Annotated in this window: 20 protein-coding genes and 1 tRNA gene; 13 read left to right on the plus strand and 8 right to left on the minus strand. The window is 71.7% G+C overall.

The window, feature by feature from the left end; genetic code table 11:
- The first annotated feature begins 108 nt into the window (after positions 1-108).
- The gene (gene paaN / locus ACRWND_RS02615; protein WP_431945392.1) at positions 109-1,785 is read left to right on the plus strand and encodes a phenylacetic acid degradation protein PaaN; all 1,677 of its coding nucleotides are present in this window, start codon (positions 109-111) and stop codon (positions 1,783-1,785) included.
- 399 nt (positions 1,786-2,184) lie between these two features.
- On the opposite strand, the gene ACRWND_RS02620 is transcribed toward paaN, so the two are convergent.
- The 6 genes from ACRWND_RS02620 to ACRWND_RS02645 all read right to left on the minus strand — a co-directional run bounded on the left by ACRWND_RS02620 (position 2,185) and on the right by ACRWND_RS02645 (position 8,045).
- Positions 2,185-2,847, minus strand: coding sequence for a TrmH family RNA methyltransferase (locus ACRWND_RS02620; RefSeq protein WP_431945394.1), 663 nt, complete (start codon positions 2,845-2,847; stop codon positions 2,185-2,187).
- On the minus strand, positions 2,844-4,127 hold the full coding sequence (locus tag ACRWND_RS02625) for an HTTM domain-containing protein (protein WP_431945505.1): 1,284 nt from the start codon (positions 4,125-4,127) through the stop codon (positions 2,844-2,846). The genes ACRWND_RS02620 and ACRWND_RS02625 overlap by 4 nt, the downstream gene beginning before the upstream one ends.
- Positions 4,128-4,363: 236 nt before the next feature.
- Positions 4,364-5,047, minus strand: coding sequence for a DUF5819 family protein (locus tag ACRWND_RS02630; RefSeq protein WP_431945396.1), 684 nt, complete (start codon positions 5,045-5,047; stop codon positions 4,364-4,366).
- A 311-nt stretch (positions 5,048-5,358) separates the two neighbouring features.
- Positions 5,359-5,691, minus strand: a complete 333-nt coding sequence (locus tag ACRWND_RS02635) for a rhodanese-like domain-containing protein (protein WP_431945398.1) — start codon at positions 5,689-5,691, stop codon at positions 5,359-5,361.
- Positions 5,692-5,740: 49 nt separating this feature from the next.
- Entirely contained in the window at positions 5,741-6,568 is an 828-nt protein-coding gene (locus ACRWND_RS02640) for a hypothetical protein (protein ID WP_431945400.1), read from the minus strand.
- A gap of 82 nt (positions 6,569-6,650) precedes the next feature.
- The gene (locus ACRWND_RS02645; protein WP_431945402.1) at positions 6,651-8,045 is read right to left on the minus strand and encodes a DUF2252 domain-containing protein; all 1,395 of its coding nucleotides are present in this window, start codon (positions 8,043-8,045) and stop codon (positions 6,651-6,653) included.
- Between the two features lie 176 nt (positions 8,046-8,221).
- On the opposite strand from ACRWND_RS02645, the gene ACRWND_RS02650 reads away from it, so the two are divergent.
- A complete protein-coding gene (locus ACRWND_RS02650; protein ID WP_431945404.1) occupies positions 8,222-10,699 on the plus strand; it encodes a SpoIIE family protein phosphatase in 2,478 nt (825 codons plus the stop codon).
- Positions 10,700-11,065: 366 nt separating this feature from the next.
- Entirely contained in the window at positions 11,066-11,848 is a 783-nt protein-coding gene (locus ACRWND_RS02655; RefSeq protein ID WP_431945406.1) for a GNAT family N-acetyltransferase, read from the plus strand.
- Positions 11,849-11,978: 130 nt separating this feature from the next.
- On the opposite strand, the gene ACRWND_RS02660 is transcribed toward ACRWND_RS02655, so the two are convergent.
- Positions 11,979-12,554 (minus strand): TerD family protein, encoded by a 576-nt coding sequence (locus tag ACRWND_RS02660; protein ID WP_431945408.1) that lies wholly within the window; start codon positions 12,552-12,554, stop codon positions 11,979-11,981.
- Positions 12,555-12,713: 159 nt separating this feature from the next.
- Between ACRWND_RS02660 and ACRWND_RS02665 the strand changes: the two genes are divergently transcribed.
- The 4 genes from ACRWND_RS02665 (at position 12,714) to ACRWND_RS02680 (ending at position 16,082) form a co-directional block, all read left to right on the plus strand.
- A complete protein-coding gene (locus tag ACRWND_RS02665) occupies positions 12,714-13,235 on the plus strand; it encodes a MarR family winged helix-turn-helix transcriptional regulator (protein WP_431945410.1) in 522 nt (173 codons plus the stop codon).
- Positions 13,236-13,643: 408 nt separating this feature from the next.
- Entirely contained in the window at positions 13,644-14,708 is a 1,065-nt protein-coding gene (locus ACRWND_RS02670) for a peptidoglycan-binding protein (RefSeq protein WP_431945412.1), read from the plus strand.
- Positions 14,709-14,977: 269 nt separating this feature from the next.
- Positions 14,978-15,328, plus strand: coding sequence for a hypothetical protein (locus ACRWND_RS02675; protein ID WP_431945414.1), 351 nt, complete (start codon positions 14,978-14,980; stop codon positions 15,326-15,328).
- Positions 15,329-15,488: 160 nt separating this feature from the next.
- On the plus strand, positions 15,489-16,082 hold the full coding sequence (locus tag ACRWND_RS02680; protein WP_431945416.1) for a L,D-transpeptidase family protein: 594 nt from the start codon (positions 15,489-15,491) through the stop codon (positions 16,080-16,082).
- 266 nt (positions 16,083-16,348) lie between these two features.
- Here ACRWND_RS02680 and ACRWND_RS02685 read toward each other — a convergent pair.
- A tRNA-Leu gene (locus ACRWND_RS02685) sits at positions 16,349-16,432 on the minus strand.
- A gap of 363 nt (positions 16,433-16,795) precedes the next feature.
- Here ACRWND_RS02685 and ACRWND_RS02690 point away from each other — a divergent pair.
- The 6 genes from ACRWND_RS02690 to pknB all read left to right on the plus strand — a co-directional run bounded on the left by ACRWND_RS02690 (position 16,796) and on the right by pknB (position 24,818).
- The gene (locus ACRWND_RS02690; RefSeq protein WP_431945418.1) at positions 16,796-17,653 is read left to right on the plus strand and encodes an FhaA domain-containing protein; all 858 of its coding nucleotides are present in this window, start codon (positions 16,796-16,798) and stop codon (positions 17,651-17,653) included.
- A 10-nt stretch (positions 17,654-17,663) separates the two neighbouring features.
- On the plus strand, positions 17,664-18,182 hold the full coding sequence (locus ACRWND_RS02695) for an FHA domain-containing protein FhaB/FipA (RefSeq protein ID WP_431945420.1): 519 nt from the start codon (positions 17,664-17,666) through the stop codon (positions 18,180-18,182).
- A gap of 57 nt (positions 18,183-18,239) precedes the next feature.
- Positions 18,240-19,790, plus strand: a complete 1,551-nt coding sequence (locus tag ACRWND_RS02700) for a PP2C family protein-serine/threonine phosphatase (RefSeq protein ID WP_431945507.1) — start codon at positions 18,240-18,242, stop codon at positions 19,788-19,790.
- A gap of 29 nt (positions 19,791-19,819) precedes the next feature.
- Complete coding sequence (locus tag ACRWND_RS02705; RefSeq protein WP_431945422.1) at positions 19,820-21,208, plus strand: FtsW/RodA/SpoVE family cell cycle protein; 1,389 nt, start codon at positions 19,820-19,822, stop codon at positions 21,206-21,208.
- Positions 21,205-22,665 carry a peptidoglycan D,D-transpeptidase FtsI family protein gene (locus ACRWND_RS02710; RefSeq protein WP_431945424.1) on the plus strand — a complete coding sequence of 487 codons (1,461 nt, stop codon included), beginning with the start codon at positions 21,205-21,207 and terminating at the stop codon, positions 22,663-22,665. The genes ACRWND_RS02705 and ACRWND_RS02710 overlap by 4 nt, the downstream gene beginning before the upstream one ends.
- A 152-nt stretch (positions 22,666-22,817) precedes the next feature.
- Positions 22,818-24,818 carry a Stk1 family PASTA domain-containing Ser/Thr kinase gene (gene pknB / locus ACRWND_RS02715; protein WP_431945426.1) on the plus strand — a complete coding sequence of 667 codons (2,001 nt, stop codon included), beginning with the start codon at positions 22,818-22,820 and terminating at the stop codon, positions 24,816-24,818.
- The last annotated feature ends 242 nt before the right edge of the window (positions 24,819-25,060 follow it).

The following is a 25,060-nucleotide window of genomic DNA, read 5'->3' on the forward strand; positions in this document are numbered from 1 at the left end:
TTGTCCACAGCTTGGGTCGGCCCCCTTGTCCCGACCGAACATTCGGTTAATCTAGCGGTGAAGCCAGCACCCTGCCCACCCCATCCAGCTCGACGAGGAGTTGGCCCCATGGCTGCCGAACCCACCGCTGTCCCGTCGGTCGAGAAGCACCGCGAGACGCTCGACAAGGCGCTCGAGGCGATCCGTACCCGCGAGTACTGGTCCCCGTACCCCGAGCACCCGAAGGCATACGCGGACGGCGAGACCGCCCAGGCCGCGTTCGACGCCCTGCGCGGCACCCGCTTCGACCTGGACCAGCCCGGCACCGACGGCTGGACGGGCGGCGAGGTCTCCCCCTACGGCATCGAGCTGGGCGTGGAGTATCCGCACCCGGACGTCGACGCGCTGCTCCCGGCGATGAAGGCGGCGATGCCCGCCTGGCGCGAGGCCGGTCCGCAGAACCGGGCCCTGGTCTGCCTGGAGATCCTCGCGCGGCTCAACGCGCGCACCACGGAGCTGGCCCACACGGTCATGCACACCTCCGGCCAGGCCTTCATGATGGCCTTCCAGGCCGGCGGCCCGCACGCACAGGACCGCGGCCTCGAGGCCGTCGCCTACGCCTACGCGGAGCAGACGCGCACCCCCCGCACCGCCGAGTGGGTCAAGCCGCAGGGCAAGCGCGACCCGCTCGCGCTGAGCAAGGACTTCACGGCGGTGCCGCGCGGCATCGCGCTGGTGATCGGCTGCAACACCTTCCCCACGTGGAACGGCTACCCGGGCCTGTTCGCCTCCCTGGCCACCGGCAACGCGGTCGTGGTCAAGCCGCACCCGCGCGCGGTGCTCCCCCTGGCGCTGACGGTCGGGATCGCCCGCGAGGTGCTCGCCGACAGCGGCTTCGACCCGAACCTGGTCTGCCTGGCCGCCGAGCGGCCCGGTGAGGGCCTGGCAAAGACCCTGGCGCTGCGCCCCGAGGTCCGCATCATCGACTACACGGGCTCCACCGCCTTCGGCGACTGGCTGGAGGAGAACGCCCGCCAGGCCCAGGTCTTCACCGAGAAGGCCGGCGTCAACACCGTGGTCGTCGACTCCACGGACGACTACAAGGGCATGCTGTCCAACCTGGCGTTCTCGCTGTCCCTGTACAGCGGCCAGATGTGCACCACCCCGCAGAACCTGCTGATCCCGCGCGACGGCATCGCCACCGACGACGGCCACAAGGGCTTCGACGAGGTGGTCGGCGATCTGTCGGCCGCCGTCGGCGGGCTGCTCGGCGACGACGCCCGGGCCAACGCCCTGCTGGGCGCCCTGGTCAACCCCGAGGTGAAGGCCCGCCTCGAGGCGGCCGCCTCTCTCGGCGAGGTCGCGCTGCCCTCCCGGGAGGTGCCGAACCCCGACTTCCCGGACGCCGTGGTCCGCACCCCGGTCATCGTGAAGCTGGACGGCGCCAAGCCGGACGACGAGGCCGCCTACATGTCGGAGTGCTTCGGCCCGGTGGCCTTCGCGGTCGCCATGGACTCCACCGAGGACTCGGTCGACCTGCTGCGCCGCACCGTGCGCGACAAGGGCGCGATGACGGTCGGCGCCTACACCACCTCCGAGGAGGTGGAGCGGCAGATCGAGGAGGTCTGCCTGGAGGAGGCCGCCCAGCTCTCCCTCAACCTGACCGGCGGGGTGTACGTCAACCAGACGGCCGCCTTCTCCGACTTCCACGGCTCCGGCGGCAACCCGGCCGCCAATGCGGCGCTGTGCGACGGCGCCTTCGTCGCGAGCCGCTTCCGCGTCATCGAGGTCCGCCGCCCGGTCTGACCGGGCCGCGAGACGCGCGGGCCCGAGCGGCTCGCGGGCCCGCCGACCCCGACAGCCCGTACGGAGCAGCCCCGTCACTCGCGGACGGGGCTGCTCCGTTCCCGCCCGCCGTACGCCCGCCCGCTCAGGGCCCGGCAGCTGTGCGGCCGACTGCTACCGGGTCTCTTCGCAGGGCATCGGGCCTCGGCCCGGTGGTGAAGCGGATCTGAGAACCGCTTTGGCTTAGAGGTCGCGCGGATCCGCACTGTTCACCTCAGCCCGGGTCACAGCGGTCGGATTCGCTGTTCGATGTACTGCTTCACGGTGCTGAGCGGGGAGCCGCCGACGCCGACCGATCCGGCGACGTACGAGCCGGACCACAGGCGCTGTGCCCGCCGGTCCTTCAGGGCGGCGAGGATGTCAAGAGCCCACCCGTGCGTAGCGCTGGATCCAGGCGTGCATCGCGATGGCGGCCGCCGCGCCCGCGTTGATCGACCGCGTGGAGCCGAACTGGGCGATCGAGCAGACCGCCGCGGCGTGCTTCCACGCCTCGTCCGTCAGACCGGGCCCCTCCTGCCCGAAGAGCAGCACACAGCGCCGGGGCAGCTCGGTGGTCTCCAGCGGCACGGCGCCGGGAAGGTTGTCGATCCCGATGATCGGCAGGTCCTGCGCGGCCGCCCACGCCGCCAGCGCCGCGACGTCCAGGTGGTGGCGTACATGCTGGTAGCGGTCGGTCACCATGGCGCCCCGCCGGTTCCAGCGGCGCCGCCCCACGATGTGCACCTCCTTGGCCAGGAAGGCGTTGGCGGTGCGCACCACGGAACCGATGTTGAAGTCGTGCTGCCAGTTCTCGACGGCGACATGGAAGTCGTGGCGCCGGGTGTCGAGATCGGCGACGATCGCCTCGCGCGTCCAGTAGCGGTACTCGTCCACCACGTTGCGGCGGTCGCCGTGCGCGAGCAGTTCGGGGTCGTAGCGCGGGTCCTGCGGCCACGGCCGCGGGTGCGGCCCGACCCCGATCTCGGGGCCGAAGCCGTCGTCGTACTGCAGCGGCTCGGCCGCGTCGTCCTGGCTGGTGCTCACACCACGAGGTTAGAGGGGGCGGGCTCACCGGCCGGTCCCGGCCTCCGCGGCCCCACGACGCCCCGTGCCCGCGCGTCCTCCGCCGCCTCGGCGGCCTCCACGTCCCCGGGATGCTCCGCGTCCCACGGCCGGGAGTCCTGCGGGCCTCCGGGGCCGCCCGCTCCCCCGCCGCGCCGCACCAGGCGCCCCAGCCGGTCGCCCGCCCAGCGCAGGAAGCCGGTGGGCAGGAACACCGCGTCGGCGGCGATCATCGCCAGCGAGAAGAACGGCAGCCCGAGGACGACCGCGATCGAGGCGTGCTCCACCATCATCAGCGCGAGCAGCACGTTCTTCACCCGGCGGTTGATGAGCGTGAACGGGAAGGCGACCTGGACGATCACCGTGCCGTAGGTGATCACCATCACGATCAGGCCGCTGGTGGCCATCGCGTGGGAGAGCCCCGGCCAGGGGGTGAAATCGTCCAGATGCAGCGGGTAGTACAGCGCGGTGCCGTCCTGCCAGCGCGAGCCCTGGACCTTGTACCAGCCCGCCGTGGAGTAGATCAGGCACACCTCGACCACGATCACCAGCAGAGCGGCGGCGTGCAGGATGTTGCCGAGGATGTCGAGCACCGTGCGCGGCTCGCCCGGCGCGTACCGCCGCACCGCCCACCACACGGCCTGGAGCAGCAGGAAACCCCACAGGAACGGCGTCCAGCCCAGCCAGGGGAGCAGACCTTCGGTCCAGGTCAGGCCCATCCGCCCGAGCAGCTGCGCCACGGCGAGCGCGAGCCCGAGGACGATCCACAGCGCGATACCCGCGCCGTCGCCGTCCCGTCCCCTCGCCCTGCGGCGGGCGTCCAGGGACCAGACCTGCCCGCACCGGGCGAAGACGAGATAGATCGCCATCAGGTGGATCACGTTGTCGCCGCCGTCCCCGACGAACACGCTGCGGTTCTGCAGGGACAGGACGCCGATCATGAACAGGAGCGAGGCCGTGCGGGTCCGCCAGCCGAGCAGCAGCATCGCGCTCGCCACGATCGCGCCCGCGTAGACGATCTCGAACCAGGCGTCGGCCCGGCCCCACAGCAGCATGGTGAAGGCGTGGTTGTCGCTGACGAGCCGGTGCGCCAGGTCCCAGCTCCAGGGCCCGTCCGGTCCGTAGAGCTTCTGGCGGTGCGGCCACTCGCGCAGCAGGAACAGCAGCCAGGTCAGCGAGGTGCCGATCCGTACGACGGCGGCCTGGTAGGGGGCGACGGTGCCGCCGGTGACCAGGGACAACCCGCGCGACAGCCCGCCCATGACCGAGTCGAGCAGGCCGGAAAAGGGGGACGGGACGGGGGCGGCCGGACGGCCGGCGGCCGGCACGGACCCGTGACCGGCCCGGTCCTGGCCCCCCTCGACAGCCCCGCTGCCGGGCCCGCCGTTTCCGGCCTCGCCGTACCCGGCCCCGCGCCCGCCCCCGTCGTACTCGGGCCCGCTGTCGGCCTCGCCGTACCCGGCCCCGCGCCCGACCGCGTCCGCGTTCACCGCTTCGCTCACGACGCGTCCTCCCCGCCCTCGTCCCCGGCCGCCCGGGCCGCCACGTCCGAGCTCCACCAGGGCAGCACCCGGAAGGTCGTGCGCGTGTCGATCTTCTCGGGGCTCCAGGTCGGGGGCGCGACCGGCGTGGTGCCGACGCGCACCTGCAGGCGGACGACGTAGCCGCCGTTGAGCCGGGGTCCGAAGCGGTCCTCCACGATGCGCTGCAGATACTGCCTACTCAGCTCGCCCCGCGTGCCGACGGGCTTGTCCTGCGCGCCGTGGGAGGACGCGTAGAAGGTCCACGCCCGGCGCAGCTGGTTCTGCTCGGTGTGGCTGGGCACGACGTTGTGCCTGATGGCGGCGATGTCCATCGCCGTGAGGTCGACCCATCCGGTCACCTCGTTGCTGCCGTCGTCCTTGTGCACCTCGGCGCGCGCCCAGACATGGATGTTCTGCTGGAGCGGGTTGGGCGCGAAGAGCTTCCAGTTCTGCTCGAGCTCGGGGTAGATGTAGCTGCCGATTAGGTCGCCGTGCTTCTTGGTGGCGGTGTTCGACGGCGCGACGTGCAGGAAGACCAAGAGCAGGTGCACCGCGACGCCGACCACCGCCGCGGCCAGCGCCAGCGCGACCACGGTCCGCGCGGGCGCTGACAGCGTGGCTATCCCGGCCGGTCCCCCGGACTCCTCGGGTGGCTCCATCGTGGTCTCCGCTCCTGTACCCGCGTTCCGCTCAGCAGGGAACGGTACTCATGCCCCAGGCGCGCGGTACAGCCCTCCCGGTCAGCAGGCCTGCCACACGTCTCGCGGAAAGGCAGCGGAACCTCCACGGCCCGCGTCCACCGCCGCCCGGGCCCGGAACCCGGAGCCCGGAACCCGGAGCCCGAAGCCCGGAACCCGGAACCCGGAGCCCGGAGCCAGAGCCGCAGCCCCCACGCCTCGGACTCCTCTGCGCGCGGTCAGGCCCCACGTCCCGGCCCCCATGGCGCGCGAGCCCCCGGGACCCGCTCAGATCAGAGCACGTGCGCCGGCCCCGTTCCGTCCGTCACCAGCGGGCGGCCCGAGGCCTCCCAGCCGAGCATGCCGCCGTCGACGTTCACCGCGTCGAGGCCCTGGGCGATCAGGTACTGCGCCACCTGCGCCGAGCGGCCGCCGACCCGGCACACGACGTGCACCCGGCGGTCCGCCGGGACCTCCTCGAGACGGGCGACGACCTCGCCCATCGGGATGTGCACCGCGCCCTCAGCGTGCCCGGCGTCCCACTCGTCGTGCTCCCGCACGTCGAGCAGGTAGCCGTCGGCGGGGACCTGCGCGGCGTCCACCGCGGGCAGCTGGGCGTAGAACATGGAACGGACTCCTTCTGTCGGGGCGTGCAGGTCGAACGTACCCGACCCGCTACTCGGACCCCTTCGTGGAGCGCACCAGCTCCGCCAGCCGGGCCTCGCGGTTGGCGACCTGGTTGAGGAGGTTCTCCGCGATCTCGTTGAGCAAACCGTCCGGGTCGTCCGGAGCCAGCTTCATCATCTGCGCGATCGCGCTGTTCTCCAGCTCGGCGGCGAGCAGGGCCAGCTGCTCCTTGCGCTGCGCCAGCCACTCCAGCCGCGCGTACAGCACCTCGGCCTCGCTGGGCTGCGCCTCCTGCGGGACCGGCCCGGCCTCCCACTCCTGCGCCAGCTCGCGCAGCCGCTGCTCGTCGGCGTAGGTGTAGGCCTCGTTGACCTGCGCGATGAAGGCGCTGCGGCGCTCGACCTCGGCCTCGTCCTGTGCCAGGTCCGGGTGGGCCTTGCGCACCAGCTCGCGGTAGAGCCGCTGCGCCTCCTTGCCCGGCCGCACACGGCGCGGCGGGTTGGGGTCCTCCAGGGGCCGGACACCGTCCGAGCCGAGCAGCCCGTCGAAGAGCTCCTCCACCCCCGGCATCGGCATCACGAGGGCCCGCGCCTCCCAGGCGCGCTTGATGTCCTCGCGGGCACCGCTCTTGGCCGCGACCGCCTCCGCGATCAGCGCGTCGAGCTCGTCGAGCCGGGCGTACATCGGGCCGAGCTTCTGGTGGTGCAGCCGGGAGAAGTTCTCGACCTCCACCCTGAAGGTCTCCACCGCGATCTCGAACTCGATCAGGGCCCGCTCGGCGGCACTCACCGCCTGGGCCAGCCGGTCCTGAGGTTCGGATGATGCGGCGGCCGACTGCGTGTCGGGGGCCGACTCGGTGCCGGGGGAATTCGTCACCCGTCCAGCCTACGAGCAGACGACGGCGCCGGTCACAGCGTACGGTCTCCCACCGGCCCCCGAAAGACCCGCGTCCGAGCCCTCACACGCCCCTCTCCGCCGCGATCCGCCCGGCCCGCACCTCTGCCACCAGCTCCGCGTGGTCCGCCTCGGTCCGGTCGGCGTACGCCACCGCGAACGCCGCGAAGGCCTCGTCGAGTTGCTCGCCCTTGCCGCAGTAGCCGGCGATCAGCCGCGGGTCCGCGGAGTGCGCGTGCGCCCTGGCCAGCAGCGCGCCCGTCATCCGCGCGTAGTCGTCGATCAGGCCGGCCTCCAGCTCCGCGGGGTCCACGCTGCCCTTGCGGTTGCGGAACTGCCGTACCTGGTAGGGCCGTCCGTCCACCCGGGCCCAGCCGAGCAGGGAGTCGCTGACGACCTGCATGCGCTTCTGACCCAGCACCACCCGCCGCCCCTCGTGCTCCGCCACGGGCGCGTCGAAGCCGCCCTTCCCCAGGTACGGCAGCAGCGCGGAGGGCCGGGCCTCCTTCACCTGGAGCACCAGCGGCTGCCCGAGGTGGTCCAGGAGCAGAGCGACGTACGAGCGGGTGCCCACGCTGCCCGTCCCGACCACCCGGAACGCCACGTCGTGCACCGCGTACCGGGCCAGCAGCGGCCGCCGATCCTCGCCGATCGTCGCCAGGTAGCCGGACTCCGACAGGGCCCCGGCGACCGCCGCCGCCTCCCTGTCCGGCACCCGGCGCAGCACCGGCGGCGCGTCGACGAAGCGGCGGCCGCCGCCCTCGGCCTCCTCCGTCGCCCGCGCCGCGAACCGCGCCCCGGTGTTGCGGCGCGCCTTGCGTGCCACCAGGCGCAACGTGCCGGCCAGATCCCGGGCGTCGGCGTGCGCGACCAGTTCCTCGTCGGCGATGGCGTGCCAGGCGTCCAGCACCGGCATCCTCGCCAGCAGCCGCATGGTGCGCCGGTACGCGCCCACCGCGTCGAAGGCGGTGCCGCGGCAGGCGTCCTCGTCCGCCCCGGCCTCGCGCCCGGCCAGCACCAGGGAGGCGGCGAGCCGCTTGACGTCCCACTCCCAGGGGCCGTGGACGGTCTCGTCGAAATCGTTGATGTCCATCACGAGCCGGCCCGAATGGTCGCCGTACAGACCGAAGTTGGCGGCGTGCGCGTCACCGCAGATCTGGGCGCCGATCCCGGTGACCGGGCAGGCCGCGAGGTCGGCGGCCATCAGCCCGGCGGAACCGCGCAGGAAGGCGAAGGGGCTCGCAGCCATCCTCCCCACCCGCAGCGGGACGAGTTCCGGGACGCGGCCTCGGCCGGACTCCCGCACCGCCTCCACCGCGCCCGGCCGGTCGGGACCGGGGGCGAACGCCGCGTGCGCCTCGCGCGGCACCGTCTCCCGCAGCGCCCTGCCCTCCTGTCTGGGCGCGCCGTCGTGCGGCCACCTGCGGAACCCCGCGATGTGCGGGAGCCTGTGCGCCATGTGCCCTCCTCCCCATGGGCCATGCCCGGTTGGTCACTCGTGGGGGCAATCTCGCCATTTACCGGACCGCGTCCGATGTTTCATGCTTGCCTGGACGGTGACGATCCAACCCTGATGCTCCTTCAGTTCTTCCGCGTCAACCACAGCCGAACCTCAGGTGCCCGACGTTGGACGAGATGACCAGGATTCCCACGACCACGGCCCCGTACGCGGCCACCGGCGTCTCCGCGCTCGTGCGCCTCGCCGTGCTCTGCGTCGGCCCCGACGGCGACGTCTCGTACTGGAACCGCGGTGCCGAGGAGCTCTTCGGCCACCGCTGGGAGGGCGTGTTCGGCCGCCCCGCGGCCGGACTGCTGCCGCACACCGCGGGCCGGCGCCCCGGCGAGCGGGACGCCCTGGAGGTGCTGGCCGGCCTCACCCGGTCCGCCTGGGCCGGCGCGCTGCCCACGGCGGACCGCGACGGCGGTCTCAAGGACGTCCTGTGGTGGGCCTACCGCATCACGGAGCCGGCCGGCCCGAGCCTGCTGGTGATCGCCGCCGACGCCCGTCCGCTGCGCGACAACGGGCCGCGGCTCGCGCTCGGCGACCGCCTGCTGCCCTACTCCGCCGACGGCACCACCGCCCGCGGCGCCGTCAGCGTCGCCCCGCGCCTCGCCCCGGCCGCCGACCCCGCGCACGCCGGGCACCTGGGGGCCCGGCTGGGCTCGGTGCTGCCCCGGGTCAGCCCGGGGCGGCTGGACCGGATCGTCCGCCAGATCGTGTCGCTGGGCTACCCGGCGGTGGAGATCGACGGCTCCTTACTGCTCCCCGTGCTCCCCGAGGAGTACGGCACGACCGTGGGCCCGCCTCCCGCACGCCCCGCCGCCGGCCGCTCCGCCCGGGCCGGCCGGCCTCCCCGGACCGCCCCGCACCCGGAGCTGCTGCCCGGTCCGCGCGCCGACACCACGGCGCCGGAGCCCGCACCCGCCGCCGCTTCCGGTCCCTCGCTCGCCCCGGGCAACCTGCTGGACGAGCAACTGGCCCTGCTGCGGGAGACCGGGGCCAAGGTGGGCACCACCCTCGACCTGGGGGCGACCGCCCGCGAGCTGTGCGCCGTCACCGTGCCGCGCTTCGCCGACTTCGCCGCCGTCCTCGTCGTCGACCAGCTGTTCTCCGACGCCGAGCCGCCGAAGGAGGACCTGTACGGGGACACGGTCGTCGCCCGCCGGGTCGCCGTGGCCCACACCGACACCACCCCCGGCCCGTGGGCGGCCGCCCTGCCGGAGGGCGAGCTGATCCCGCTGCCCGCCGACTCCACCCCGCGGCTGGGCGAGCCGCTGCTCGTACCGGTGATCGACGCCGCGCTCGCCCACGACGTCGCGCTCGACCTGGGCGTGCCGGGGCTCGGACCGCTGCTCCCCGAGCGCTCGCTGATCGTCGTGCCGCTCACCGCGCGCGGCACGGTGCTGGGCCGGATGTGCTTCCTGCGCCACCCCGGCCGCCGTCCCTTCGACGCCAAGGACGCCGCGACCGCCGCCGAGGTCGCCGCCCGGGGTGCCGTGCACCTGGACAACGCCCGGCTGCACCGGCTGGAGTCGCGCGCCGCGGCGACCCTGCAGCGCAGCATGATGCCGACCAGCCCGCCCCGCATCCCCGGTGTGCGGATCGCCCACCACTACATGCCCGGTGACCGCCAGGCCCAGGTCGGCGGCGACTGGTTCGACGCCATCCAGCTGCCCGGCGGGCGCGTGGCGCTGATCGTCGGCGACGTCATGGGCCACGGCCTGCTGTCGGCGGCCGTGATGGGCCAGTTCCGGACGTCCGTGATCACGATGGCCGCCCTGGACCTGCCGCCCGCGCAGCTGCTGCGGCACCTGGACAACCTCGCCCACCGCCTCGGCGCCGAGCACCTGGCGACGTGCGTGTACGCGGTCTACGACCCGATCCACCGCACCCTGACCCTCGCCAACGCCGGCCACATCCCTCCCGTGCTGGCCCGCCACGACGGCCGCAGCGAGCTGCTGCAGATCCCCGAGGGCGCCCCGATCGGGGTCGGCGGCGTCCCCTTCGAGACGGTCGAGGTCCCCGTGCCGGACGGCAGCTGGCTGGTGCTGTGCACCGACGGCCTGGTGGAGGTGCGCGGCCAGGGGATAGACGCCGGTCTGGCGGCGCTGTGCTCCAACGTCATCGAGCCGCAGCAGACCCCCGAGGACGTGTGCGAACAGATCCTCAACCGTGTCCACTCCGACGACCGCCGCGATGACGTGGCGCTGCTGGTCGCCAACTTCCAGGGCATCCCGCCCGAGGACGTCGTGGAGTGGCGGCTGGCGATGGACGGCTCCGAGGTCCGGCGGGCGCGGGCGCTCACCCGCGAGCAGCTGGCGCTGTGGGGCCTCCAGGCGCTCAGCGACCTGGCCGAGCTGCTGGTCAGCGAGCTGGTGACGAACGCGCTGCGGGTCGCCTCGCACGAGGTGTCGCTGCGGCTGATGCGCGTCGGCAAGCTGCTGGTCGAGGTCAGCGACGACGACCACAACCTGCCTCAGCTGCGCCGCGCGGACGCCGATGACGAGAAGGGCCGGGGCCTGGCCCTGGTCAGCAACCTCTCCCGGCGCTGGGGCACCAGCCGCAAGGCGGTCGGCAAGGTCGTCTGGTTCGAGCTGCCGCTGCCCGTCTGACCTCGCCCGGAGACGGTCCCCGCCGGTTTCTTGCCGGTAGTGCGGCCTCGAACCGCACCTTCGCGAAGCAGCCGGTGTGGGTAGGTGCCGGCGACTGCTCCGGAACGCGAGTCAGCGGGGAGCCTGACGGCTCGTGACAGCGGGGCAGGAGTGCCCCTCGACCTCGCCGGCGTCGGACGCCAGTGCGGTTCGAGGCGCCGACATGGCCCGGATGCCGTCACCACATCTCCCAGAGCGTCGCGACCGGCTTGTGAGCGGAGGCCAGTCGTGACGGTGAATCCGGCGTCCGAGCCGCTTCGTCGACGTTGTGATAGTGCACGGCAAGCGGCCCCGGATCTCGTGCTCTCTACATGTAGCCTGCGGCTTATGGCACATTTGATCGACTCCGCTGCTACTGACGCCGCGGTGAACGGGTTCTACCAGGCGACGACCCAGCTCGTGGATCTCGTCCCCGGTATGTACCACCGGCAGAGCGCCACCGGCACGAGGCTGGTGTTCACAGGTCTGCCCATGCCCAGCCTCAACGTGGTCTCCGTAGGAACGGAACCGGATCTGGAGGAGGTGGATGCCTTCGCCAAGGAGCTTTCCACAAAGGATGTCCCGTGGAGCATCCAGCTGCGCGGAGATGCCGATCCCGCACTACTCGAGCTGGCTGCCCGCTACGGCAGGACTTCATCCAGCACGATCCCCCTGCTCGTGTGGGACGCGGACCTGCTGCCGTCGCTTCCCACGTCCCTCCCACACGGCGCTACGGTGCGTGAGGTCCCGGGAAACGAGTACGAGGTCTACGCCTCCGCTCTTGCGAGCGGGTTCGACATGCCGAAGGAAATAGCGGATATCTTCGCCCTGCCTGCTCTGCTGGACGCCCCCGACATGACGGCGTTCATACTGGAGCTCAACGGCGAGGCCGTCGCCACCGGCTTCAACGTCGTGGCTGGTGACCAGGTGGGGCTGTACAACGGTTCGGTCCCGCCGCCGCATCGGCGCAACGGCTACTACCGCGCTCTCGTCGCCGCGAGACTGAGGCACGCGGTGGCCTCCGGAGCCCGCCATGCCTTCACCCAGAACACTCCGATGTCGCGACCGCTCTACGAATCGCTCGGGTTCCGTCATGCTGAGACGTGGACCTACCTCACCGGCGCCGCCTGATCGAGGCCCGCGGTGCGCATCGCCGGCCCGCCCCCGCGAGCCACCCCGCCCGGAAGCACAAAGGGGCCGCGTGGCGTGCGCCACGCGGCCCCCGCGTCGTATCCGCCCGTACACCGGGCGTACGGCTACCTCACAGGTTGACGCCGAAGTCCTGCGCGATGCCGCGCAGGCCCGAGGCGTAGCCCTGGCCGACGGCGCGGAACTTCCACTCGGCGCCGTTGCGGTACAGCTCGCCGAAGACCATCGCCGTCTCCGTCGAGGCGTCCTCGGACAGGTCGTAGCGGGCGAGCTCGTTGTTGTCGGCCTGGTTCATCACGCGGATGAAGGCGTTGCGCACCTGGCCGAACGACTGCTGGCGGCTCTCGGCGTCGTAGATCGACACCGGGAAGACGATCTTCTCGACCTCGGGCGGCACGGTGGCCAGGTTCACCTTGACCTGCTCGTCGTCCCCCTCGCCCTCGCCGGTGAGGTTGTCGCCGGTGTGCTCCACCGCCCCCTCCGGGCTCTTCAGGTTGTTGAAGAACACGAAGTGCTTGTCCGAGACGACCTTGTTGTCGGCGTTGACCAGCAGCGCGCTCGCGTCGAGGTCGAAGTCGGTGCCGGTGGTCGTACGGACGTCCCAGCCCAGACCGACGGTGACCGCGGTCAGTCCCGGGGCCTCCTTCGTCAGCGAGACATTGCCGCCCTTGGAGAGGCTGACACCCATGGGATCTCCCTGCTCATTCCGGCGCGGGCCGCGCCCCTTGACGATTCCTTTGCCCAATCGTCCAACGCCTGCCCCGGCCCGCGGGTTCCCGGCGCCGCGTCCGTTCACCTGAGTGCCGTACAGGACCGCACGGCGGCCGCGGGGCGGTAGAAAGGACCCATGGCCACCGGCTCGCGCGCTCCTTCCGACAGTTCCTGCGGCACCGACGACCCCGTGAGCACCGCCGAGGAGATGGTGGCCGCCCTGCTGACCGCGTCCCGGCTCCTCGTCGCGGTCTCCGCCCGCTCGCTGGCGGCGGTGGAGGAGGCACTGACCCTTCCCCAACTGCGCATGCTGGTCGCCCTCGAGGCCCACGGGCCGCTGAACCTCTCGCAGCTCGCCGCGGAACTCGGCGTCCAGCCCTCCACCGCGCTGCGCATGCTGGACCGCCTCGTGACGATCGGCATGGTCGCGCGCGACGCCTCCCCCAGCGACCGCCGCACAACGGTCATCTCGCTGACGGCGGCCGGGCGGCGCACCGTGAACGACGTCATGGAGCGCCGCCGGTCCGAGATCGCCCGCATCGTCGCCGCCATGCCCGCGGGGCAGCGCCGCCACCTCATCCAGGCACTCCAGGCCTTCGCCGAGGCCGGCGGCGAACCCCCGGTGGGCGGCTACGACGCCCGGCACGTCGGCTGGTGACACCGCCTCCGATGCGCGGGCGCGGGGGAACGGGGCGCCGCAACAGGGTCGGGGCGAGGCCGGGCGGGGCCGTTCCCGCCCTCCCACGGGTGAGTGGGCCACATCTGCCCCTGCCGTCCACGCACTCGTCCGGGTGACTGCGGCTCGGCGCCGCCGGCGGTCCGTTCGCTCCCGCCGCGGGTGACCGCGGCTCAGCCGCAAGGCCGGGGGATCGCCAGAGCCTGGTGTGAGGCCGCAGACGGTCCGAAGGCGGCGGTACCGGACCCCCGGAGACATCGCTACGCTCTCCGCCCCCGGGGCCGACGCATCGATGCTGCCCTCATGCACGCACCTGACCTGCTGCTATGTCGCCATGCACGCGATGTGGAAGGCCCCATTTTCCGCACGACGACGGGGAGAGAAACCTCTATGGCGCAGGAGCGGTGCGACCAGAACCAGCAGAACGCGGGTGTGCGGCTGGCCAGGCTGCTGCGCCGCTGGTGGGAGGAGGCGGGGAGCCCGAACGGCGGCACCCGGCCGACGCAGCAGGCACTGGCCGCACGGCTGGGGGTCGACCAGACGACGCTCTCGCGCTACCTGAACCCCAAACACCTGTCGACCGCTCCCTTGCGGGTGGTGGAGGCCCTGCACGCCCAGTTGAGCGCCCCGGCGGCGGAACTCGAACAGGCTCGGACGCTGTGCCGGACCGCGCTGCGGGAGAACGCCCGCCCACGGGGCGCTGACAACGGCGAGGAGCACACCGCACCGACCGACGACGCGGGCGGATCGGACGCGGCCCCCGGAGTCGACGACCTCGTCCCGGGGACGCACGAGGCCGCCGGGCGGGGCGCCGTCGGCCTGCGCCGTGCCCGGTGGTTGCGGCCGGTCCTGGTCGCAGCGGCCGTGGTCGTGACGTTCAGCGCCGGAGCGGTCTTCCACGAACGGCTCTCGGGCCGGGGCACCGCGGCCACGGCCGACGGGGCGGCCGCGGCCGGCTCCGTGAACAAGGCCCGGTACCGGTGGCCCCTGCTGTACCTGCGCGAGGGCGATCAGTTCACCCGAGCCCGCGCGCTGCAGTACCTGCTGAACGCGCACGGCTACGAAGTGCGCCCGGACGGCTTCTTCAGGGAGGACACCCGCGACGCCGTCATGGACTTCCAGAGACGCGAGGAACTGCCGGCCGACGGCAAGGTCGGCGATCTCACCTGGCCGGCACTGGTCAAAGGGCAGGTCGGCCCCGGTTCCGACGCCTCCGCGGTGCGGGCCGCGCAGGAACTCCTGAACAACGTGGGGCAGGGCGGCACCCCCGTGACGGGGCGGTTCACCGCGGCGACCGCCGCGGACGTGAGCTACTTCCAGCGCACGCACGGCTTGCCGGGCACCGGTCGGGTCGACGAGAGCACCTGGCTGGTGCTGCTGGTGAAGCAGCGCCGACCCGTCGACACACCCGCGTACCAGCAGATCCCGAGCCCGCCGCCCCCGGCTTCCGGGTGACCAGCACAGCCTTCCCGCTCCCCGCATGGCGTCCCGCTGGCGCGCCTCCTCTGCGCGCCGGCACATAACAGCAGCTCAGAGGCCCGGCATACAGGGTGCATCGATGTGCCTCGGCAAGCGACCGGAATCGCGTCCGCCCACCCTGTCGTGGCGGCGATGCTGGTTCCGCGGCCGGCACTCCCGGACGTCTCCGCCCCGGCGCCGGGGCGGAGACGTCCCCGTCTCCTCCGGTCCGCTTCCTGTCAGCACGCTGCCCGAAGGGGGCACTCATGTCCGCTATCCACAAGATCATCACGTCCGTCGCCTCGGCCGCCGTCCTCGCCAGTGGCCTGGCCGTCGCCACCGCCGGCCCGGCGAGCGCGGCCACCTGCCCGTCCGAAGCGGCTCCGTTGATCGACGGCGCCACGGCCGAGTGGAAGCTGCGCTGCTCCGGCAACAACGTCACGGTGCAGGGCTGGCTCCAGGACACGCGTACGGACGGCAAGTGCGCCGTGGTCCGCATCAACGCCGGCAACGGCGACTACAAGACAAAGTCCGCATGCTCCTCCGGGGTCCGCGAGCAGTTCTCCTTCACCTTCGCCGGCACCCGGTCCGCCCAGGTCCGCCTGGCCGTCGCCTGACCGCGGGCCGGGGCGGGCGGCAGCGCCCGTCCGCCCCGGCCCGCGGACGCGCTCGCACCCAGCCACGGCGGTGGGGGCGCCCGCGAGCACAACGGACACCGCATCTCCGCGGCCGGAGCCCCCAGGCGCCGTGGAGCCGCACGCGAGAACGAGGGAAGACATGAACAGCAACGGACGTCACCTGCGCGCCGCCCTGATCGCCGGAGCCGCGGCGGCCGCCCTGACCCTGAACCTGGCACCGGCACTCGCCGCGCAGGAGCACGGCACGGCGCCATCGGCGGCCACGGCAGTCACAGCGACCACGGCGACCGCCCTGGTCTACGACAAGAACCAGAAGAACCCCGCCGACTCCCGTCTCTCCGTGTACCAGGGCACGCGGCTCATGGCCCGCTACCGGGCCGGATCGGGCACCGGCAGCAAGGACGACTGCGCGCTCACGAGGGGCTGGATCCCCAACGGCAACTGGAGGATCAAGCTCAAGTCCCGGGCCTACAACGGCAGGCTCATCAAGGGCTACGCCGTCTACCTCGAGGACATGCGGTGCTCCAAGGGCACCGCGAAGCGCACGGAGATGTTCATCCACTCCGAGATGAACCGCGACGGCAGCCCGGGCGGCAGAGAGAACCGCCGTTGGGACGGTGTCGGCGACTACGCGTCCTGGGGCTGCGTGAAGCTGCGGCCGGCCGACATCAAGGAGATGTTCCGGCTCCTCGATCGCATCGGCTGGCCGACCCATCTGCGCGTCGTGTCCTGAGACGGCGAGGCCCCGGGGCCCGCCGCACATGTGATCCGCCTCACCAAGGAACGGCGTTCCCGCGCGAGAGCCCCCTCCCCGGTCGGGAACGGCCGGGGAGGGGGCTCCAGCACGCGAAGTGCCGCCCGGTCGCCGGGGCTCGGCCGGCCCGCCTCCTGACCGGCGCGGCACATCGTCCCGGGACGTCGACCCGGGACATCGACCCAGGACATGGAAAAGGGCCCCCGGTCGTGATTCTTGTCACGACCGGAGGCCCTTCTCCGCTGTGCGCGAGGGGGGAGTTGAACCCCCACGCCCTTTCGGGCACTGGAACCTGAATCCAGCGCGTCTGCCTATTCCGCCACCCGCGCATGGGTGCTGTCTTCTGTGGTCCGCCACACCCTGGGGTTCTCCCCGTCCGGTGCGTCATCCCCTTCCGACATCGAGAACACTAGCACGCTGCTCAGGGTGGAATCACATCCGTTTCCCGGCACCCCCGAGCGAGGGCAACCGTCCTCTGTTGCGGGACACTGGCAGGGGCCGCCTCTACCATCCCTGTGAAGAGCGGCCCCGGACCGTGGCACTGTTGACACCGGTCCAGTGGGACCAACCGGGGAACCAGCGGTTTTCCCGGCGCGTGGATACGATCAGTAAGCAGTACCGGAAGGATCGGACCGGAAGATCACGGCAGACCGCCGTGCGCGACCGCAGGACCTCGAGGAGGGAGGTGCACCGTGGGAGTACTCAAGAAGTTCGAGCAGCGTCTCGAGGGCTTCGTGAACGGCACCTTCGCCAAGGTGTTCAAGTCCGAGGTCCAGCCCGTGGAGATCGCGGGCGCACTGCAGCGTGAGTGCGACAACAACGCGACGATCTGGAACCGGGACCGCACCGTGGTCCCCAACGACTTCATCGTCGAACTCAGCACCTCCGACTACGAGCGCCTGAGCCCGTACGCGCTCCAGCTCGGCGAGGAGCTCGCCGGCATGGTGCGGGACTACGCCAAGCAGCAGCGCTACACCTTCATGGGCACCATCAAGGTGCACCTGGAGAAGGCGGACGACCTCGACACGGGCCTGTACCGGGTGCGCAGCCGCACCCTCGCCTCCAGCGAGTCGCAGCAGCCGCAGCAGCAGTACCAACAGCCGTACCAGCAGCAGCCCCCCGCCGGCCGCGGCGGCTACGGCTACCCGCCGCAGGCCCCGCAGCGCCCCGCGAGCCCGCCGCCGATGCCGGCCGGTCCGCCGCCGGGCGCCGCGCCCGTCACCCGGCTCCCGGGAGGCGGCCCCACGGTCGCCGGCGGCGCCGGCACGCATGTGCGCCGCTGGATCGAGATCAACGGCACGCGCCACCAGATCTCCCGTCCGACCCTGGTGCTCGGCCGCAGCACCGAGGCCGACGTCCGGGTCGACGACCCCGGTGTGTCCCGCCGCCACTGCGAGATCAGGGCGGGCTCGCCCTCGACGATCGTCGACCTCGGGTCGACGAACGGCATCGTGGTGGACGGACAGCACACCCAACGCGCTACGCTCCGCGACGGTTCACGGATCGTCGTGGGCAGTACCACCATCGTGTACCGGCAAGCCGAAGGGTGAAGCGGGGGCAATGTCAGAGCTGACCCTGACGGTCATGCGGTTGGGTTTCCTCGCCGTACTGTGGCTGTTCGTCATCGTGGCCGTGCAGGTCATCCGCAGCGACCTGTTCGGGACGCGGGTGACCCAGCGCACGGCCGGGCGCCGCGAGGCCCAGACGCGTCCCCCGCAGCAGCGCCAGCAGGCGCCGGCCGGGCAGGGCCGTCAGCAGCAGAACAACAGCCGGGCCCGGCGCGGAGCCCCCACCAAACTGGTGGTCTCCGAGGGCTCGCTCGCGGGAACCACGGTGGCGCTCCAGGGCCAGACGATCACCTTGGGCCGGGCGCACGACTCCACGATCGTGCTCGACGACGACTACGCGTCCAGCCGCCATGCCAGGATCTACCCGGACCGCGACGGCAACTGGATCGTCGAGGACCTGGGATCCACCAACGGCACGTACCTGGACCGGAACCGGCTCACGACGCCGACCCCGATCCCGCTCGGTGCGCCGATCCGCATCGGCAAGACCGTCATCGAGTTGCGGAAGTAGTCGCACAATGGGCGAGCACAGCCAGCGAGCGCGAGCGAGAGGGTGGGCAGCGTGCGGATGTACCCGGAGCCGACGGGCGAGGTGCGCATGACTCTGTCGCTGCGCTTCGCCGCCGGCTCGCACAAGGGAATGATCCGGGAGGGCAACGAGGACTCCGGCTACGCCGGTCCGCGACTGCTCGCCATCGCCGACGGCATGGGCGGCCAGGCCGCCGGTGAGGTCGCCTCGTCCGAGGTGATCTCCACCCTCGTCCCCCTCGACGACGACATCCCCGGCTCGGACATCCTCACCTCCCTCGCCACCGCCGTGCAGCGCGCCAACGACCAGCTGCGCGTCATGGTCGAGGAGGACCCGCAGCTGGAGGGCATGGGCACCACGCTCACCGCCCTGCTCTGGACCGGCCAGCGGCTCGGTCTGGTGCACGTCGGCGACTCCCGGGCGTACCTGCTCCGCGACGGTGTGCTGACCCAGATCACCCAGGACCACACCTGGGTGCAGCGGCTCGTCGACGAGGGCCGGATCACCGAGGAGGAGGCCGGCACGCACCCGCAGCGTTCGCTGCTGATGCGCGCCCTGGACGGCCGCGGCCAGGTCGAGCCCGACCTGTCGGTCCGCGAGGTCCGGGCCGGCGACCGCTACCTGATCTGCTCCGACGGCCTGTCCGGCGTCGTCAGCCACCAGACCCTCGAGGACACCCTCGCCGGGTACCAGGCACCCGCCCAGACCGTGCAGGAACTGATCCAGCTCGCCCTGCGCGGCGGCGGCCCCGACAACATCACCTGCATCGTCGCCGACGTCCTGGACATCGACGCCGGCGACACCCTGGCCGCGCAGCTGCACGACACGCCCGTCGTCGTGGGCGCCGTCGCCGACAGCCGGCACCACTTGCCGCTGTCCGACCCGCGGCACCTGCAGACCCCGGCCGGCCGGGCCTCCGAGCTCGGCCGCAACCCCTCTGCCGAGGGCTCATTCGGCCCGCCGGGCAGCGGTGACCCGCAGGCGGGGGCGCCCGCGGGCGACTTCGACGCGTTCGAGGACGCGCAGCCGGACAAGCCCGGCAAGAGCGGCCGCTGGCTCAAGCGCTCTCTGCTCCTGCTGGTCGTCCTCGGGGTCGTCGGCGGCGGCGTGTACGGCGCGTACCGCTGGACGCAGACGCAGTACTACGTGGGCGTCAAGGGCGACCACGCGGCGATCTACCAGGGCATCGAGCAGAAACTGGCCTGGATCGACCTGTCGAAGGTCCACGAGGACCGCCCCGGTATCGAACTCAAGTACCTGCCGCAGAACCAGCGCAAGTACGTGACGGCGACGATCGCCACCAGCGGCCTCAGCGACGCGCGCAGGACCGCGGACGAGCTCGAGCACCAGGCCGAGGTCTGCCAGACCAAGGAAGCCATCGCCAAGTCCGCCGCCGCGGCCGCGGACAAGGCCAAGAAGGACGAGCAGCAGGGCGCCGACACCGCCGTCGGCAAGACCGCGGGCAGCCCGTCCCCGGACGCGTCCGAGTCCGCCAAGCCCGACACGAGCCCCTCCACCAGCCCGTCGACCGGTCCCACCCTCTCCGACGAGGACCAGGCGCTGGCCGAACAGTGCCCGACCGGCAGCTAAGCAGTGAGCAGGAGGGCCTTCAGTCCAGCATGAGCGTTGTCACCAACACCACGACCATCACGTCGGTCGGCGCACCGAGCCGCCGCAACACGGAGCTCGCGCTCCTCGCCTTCGCCGTAGCGATCCCGGTCTTCGCGTACGCGAACGTCGGGCTGGCGAAGAACGGCTCGCTGCCCGCCGGGATGCTCGCCTACGGCCTCGGCCTCGGCGCCATCGCGCTGGTGGCCCACCTGGTCGTCCGCAAGTTCGCGCGGTACGCGGACCCGCTGATGCTGCCGATCGCCACCCTGCTGAACGGCATGGGCCTGGTGTTCATCTGGCGCCTCGATCAGGAACCCACACTCCCCGGCGGTTCCTCGGCGCCGACCCAGCTCGTGTGGTCGACGCTGGGTGTCGCGCTTTTCCTCGGCGTGCTGGTCTTCCTCAAGGACCACCGCATCCTGCAGCGCTACACCTATATCTCGATGGTCGTGGCGCTGGTCCTGCTGATCCTCCCGGTGTTCTTCCCACCGGTCTACGGCGCCCGGATCTGGATCACCATCGCCGGCATGTCCATCCAGCCCGGCGAGTTCGTGAAGATCATCATCGCGGTCTTCTTCGCGGGCTACCTCATGGTCAAGCGGGACGCGCTCGCGCTCGCCAGCCGCCGCTTCATGGGGATGTACCTGCCCCGCGGCCGTGACCTCGGTCCGATTCTGGTGATCTGGGCCCTCAGCATCCTGATCCTGGTCTTCGAGACCGACCTGGGCACCTCGCTGCTCTTCTTCGGCCTCTTCGTGATCATGCTCTACGTCGCCACCGAACGCACCAGCTGGATCGTCTTCGGCCTGCTGCTGTCGGTCGGCGGCGCCGTGGTGGTGGGCAGCTTCGAACCCCACGTCCACAGCCGCGTCGAGGACTGGCTCGACCCCTTCCGCACGGTCGTCGAGACCGGCCAGGCCAACCAGCCCGCCCAGGCCATGTGGGCCTTCGGCTCCGGCGGCATCTTCGGCTCCGGACTCGGCCAGGGCTACTCCCGGCTCATCGGCTTCGCGGCCAAGAGCGACTACATCTTCGCCACCGTGGGCGAGGAGTTGGGCCTCGCCGGACTGATGGCCGTCCTCCTGCTCTACGCACTCCTCGTGGAGCGCGGCGTGCGCACCGCGCTGGCCGCCCGCGACCCCTTCGGCAAGCTGCTGGCCATCGGCCTGTCCGGAGCCTTCGCGCTGCAGGTGTTCGTCGTGGCCGGCGGTGTGACCGGCCTCATCCCGCTCACCGGTATGACCATGCCGTTCCTCGCCCAGGGTGGCTCCTCCGTGATCGCCAACTGGGCCCTGGTCGCCATCCTGCTGAGAATCAGCGACACCGCGCGCCGCCCGGCGCCGGCCCCCGCCCCGTCCCCCGATGCCGAGCCGACCCAGGTGGTGCGCGCCCAGTGAACAAGCCCCTGCGCCGTGTCGCCATCTTCTGCGGACTCCTCGTGCTCGCCCTGCTGGTCAGGGTGAACTACATCCAGTTCGTCCAGGCCGACGAGCTCAAGAACGACCCGCACAACCGCCGCGTCGCGATCAACCAGTACGCCACCCCGCGCGGCGACATCATCGTCGACGGCAAGGCGATCACCGGCCACGCCGAGACCAACGGCAGCGACTTCAAGTACAAGGCCACCTTCAAGGACGGCCCGCTGTGGGCGCCGGTCACCGGCTACGCGTCCCAGGCCTTCGGCTCGAACCAGCTCGAGAACATCTACGACTCCATCCTCACCGGCGACGACGACCGGCTCTTCTTCAAGCGCACCGTCGACATCCTCTCCGGCAAGCAGAAGCAGGGCGGCGACGTCGTCACGACGCTCAACGGCGCGGCGCAGCGCGCCGCCTTCAAGGGCCTGGGCAACAAGAAGGGCGCGGTCGCCGCGATCGACCCGCGGACCGGCGCCATCCTGGCGCTGGCCAGCACGCCCTCGTACGACCCCTCCTCCTTCGCGGGCAACTCCCAGAAGGACAGCAAGGCCTGGAACGCCCTGCAGAAGGAGAACGACCCCGACGAGCCGATGCTCAACCGGGCGCTGCGCCAGACCTACCCGCCGGGCTCGACCTTCAAGGTCGTCACGGCCGCCGCGGCGCTGGAGGACGGGCTGTACAACAGCATCGACGAGAAGACCGACTCGCCGGTGCCCTACATGCTGCCCTTCACCACCACGCCGCTGGAGAACGAGGGGAACATCCCCTGCAAGAACGCCACCTTGCGCGTGGCGCTCCAGTACTCCTGCAACACGGTCTTCGGCAAGATCGGCGCGGACCTCGGCCGCGACAAGATGGTCGCGGAGGCCGAGAAGTTCGGCTTCAACCAGGAGATCTTCACCCCGGTCCGCGCCGCGGCGAGCAACATCTCCAAGACCATGGACAAGCCGCAGACGGCCCTGTCGTCCATCGGCCAGTTCGAGACCGCCGCGACCCCGCTGCAGATGGCGATGGTGGCCTCGGCGATCGCCAACGACGGCAAGCTGATGCAGCCGTACATGGTCGACCAGTTGCGCGCCCCCAACAACGCCGTGGTCGAGCAGACCAAGCCGAAGGAGTTCTCGCAGCCGCTCAGCGCCGAGAACGCCAAGAAGCTGCAGGAGATGATGGAGACCGTCGTCAACGACGGCACGGGCAAGAACGCCCGCATCCCCGGCGTCACCGTCGGCGGCAAGACCGGTACGGCCCAGCACGGTGTCGACAACAGCGAGAAGCCCTACGCCTGGTTCATCTCCTACGCGAAGACCGACCAGGGCTCCCCGGTCGCGGTCGCCGTCGTCGTCGAGGACGCGAGCGCCAACCGCGGCGACATCTCCGGTGGCGGCTTCGCCGCCCCGATCGCCAAGAGCGTCATGGAGGCCGTGCTGCACCAGTGACGCCGGTCACGCCGTATCCCACGAATGTGCGCGAAATCGCACGTTGCGATACCGGTCGTATATCGGCTACCGGCCAGGGCCGGGATCGGCACGCGGCGGCGGGTACGGTATGCCCGAGCAGCCACACGGACGGTTTAGGAAGGGCAAGCGCTATGGAAGAGCCGCGTCGCCTCGGCGGCCGGTACGAGCTGGGCTCGGTGCTCGGCCGCGGTGGCATGGCCGAGGTGTACATCGCCCATGACACCCGGCTCGGCCGCACCGTCGCCGTGAAGACGCTCCGGGTGGACCTCGCCCGCGATCCGTCCTTCCAGGCCCGGTTCCGCCGTGAGGCCCAGTCGGCCGCCTCGCTGAACCACCCGTCGATCGTCGCGGTGTACGACACCGGCGAGGACTACGTCGACGGGGTCTCCATCCCGTACATCGTCATGGAGTACGTGGACGGGTCCACGCTGCGCGAGCTGCTCCACTCCGGCCGCAAGCTGCTGCCCGAGCGGGCCCTGGAGATGACCACCGGCATCCTCCAGGCCCTGGAGTACAGCCACCGCGCCGGCATCGTGCACCGCGACATCAAGCCCGCGAACGTGATGCTGACCCGGAACGGCCAGGTCAAGGTCATGGACTTCGGCATCGCCCGCGCCATGGGCGACTCCGGCATGACGATGACGCAGACCGCGGCCGTGATCGGCACCGCCCAGTACCTCTCCCCGGAGCAGGCCAAGGGCGAGACCGTCGACGCGCGCTCCGACCTGTACTCCACCGGCTGCCTGCTCTACGAGCTGCTCACCGTGCGGCCCCCCTTCGTCGGCGACTCGCCGGTCGCGGTCGCGTACCAGCACGTGCGCGAGGAACCGCAGCCGCCGAGCGTCTACGACCCCGAGGTCTCGCCCGCGATGGACGCCATCGTGCTCAAGGCGCTGACCAAGGACCCGAACTACCGCTACCAGTCCGCGGACGAGATGCGTGCCGACATCGAGGCCTGCCTCGACGGCCAGCCCGTGGCCGCCACGGTCGCCCTGGGCTCCGTCGGCTACAACGGCGGCGGTTACGGCGGCTACGGCAACGACGCGCCCACCACCGCCCTGCCGCCCCAGCAGGACCCCGGCACCTCGATGCTGCCACCGATGCGCGAGGACGACGGCGGCTTCGGCTACGACCAGCCCCAGGGCGGCGGCCGGCGCAAGCCCAAGAAGAACAACACCTCCACGATCCTGCTGGTCGTCGCGGCCGTCCTGGTCCTGATCGGCGCGATCTTCATGGGCAAGGCGCTGTTCTCCCCGAAGGACACCGGTGACGGCACCATCTCCGTCCCGCAGTTCGTGGGCGACACGAAGTCCGAGGCCGAGGAGCGGGCGACGAACGGCGGGGTCACCATCGCGTTCGGCGACTCGATCTTCTGCGCCGACCAGCCCAAGGACCACGTCTGCAAGCAGTCGGCCGAGGTCAACACCAACATCCCTAAGGACCAGACCGTCACCCTGCAGCTCTCCAAGGGCACCGAGAAGGTCGAGGTGCCCGATGTCACCGGCGACGACTTCGACGAGGCCGAGAGCGAGCTGAAGGACGCGGGCTTCGAGGTCGACAAGCAGTCCCAGACCTCCAACGAGCAGGAGGGCACCGTCCTCAAGCAGGACCCCGAGGGCGGCGCGAAGCGGGCCAAGGGCACGACGATCACCCTCACGGTGGCCGTGGCGCCCGAAGAGGTCACGATCAAGGACGTCAGCAACAAGTCCAAGGACGAGGCCACTGAGATCCTCAAGGCGGACGGTCTGAGCGTGACCACCACCGAGGAGGAGAGCGCCGACCACATGGCGGGCACGGTCATCAGGACCGACCCGACGGCCGGCAGCACGGTCAAGGCGGGCCAGACGGTCACCCTGGTCATCGCGAAGCCGCCGTCCACCAACGCGATCCCCCCGCTGAAGGGCAAGACGGTCGCGGACGTCAACGGCATCGCGCAGGAGTTCGGCGTGCAGCTGCAGTTCGCGCCCAACTCGTCGCAGGCCCCGAACGCCGTCGTCCAGATGCAGAACCCGGTGGAGGGCACCCAGATGAAGCCGGGCGACACGCTCACGATCTTCGCCACGGACCCGAACACGGGTCCCGGAGGCCCCGGAGGCCCCGGGGGCTTCGTCAACGGCGGCAACGGCGGCTGACGCAGCCGCTCACCACGCCTGACGACGCGGGGAGGCGGTCACCACGGTGACCGCCTCCCCGCGGCTTTCTGCCTGGCGGGCCAGGCCTGGCCGAAGCCCTCGCGCGGCACCCGTCGGCGGTGGCCTCCGGCCTCGGGGGACATCGGTACAACCGCTGGCGCCTCGCGTCGCGTCGGCGTGGGGACATGCCACCACCGGCGATGGCGACGGCACCGGCCTGACCGCGCCGGAACGGTCCGCCG

This window comes from Actinacidiphila sp. bgisy167, from assembly GCF_965342175.1.
In the GTDB taxonomy this organism is placed as follows: Bacteria; Actinomycetota; Actinomycetes; order Streptomycetales; family Streptomycetaceae; genus Actinacidiphila.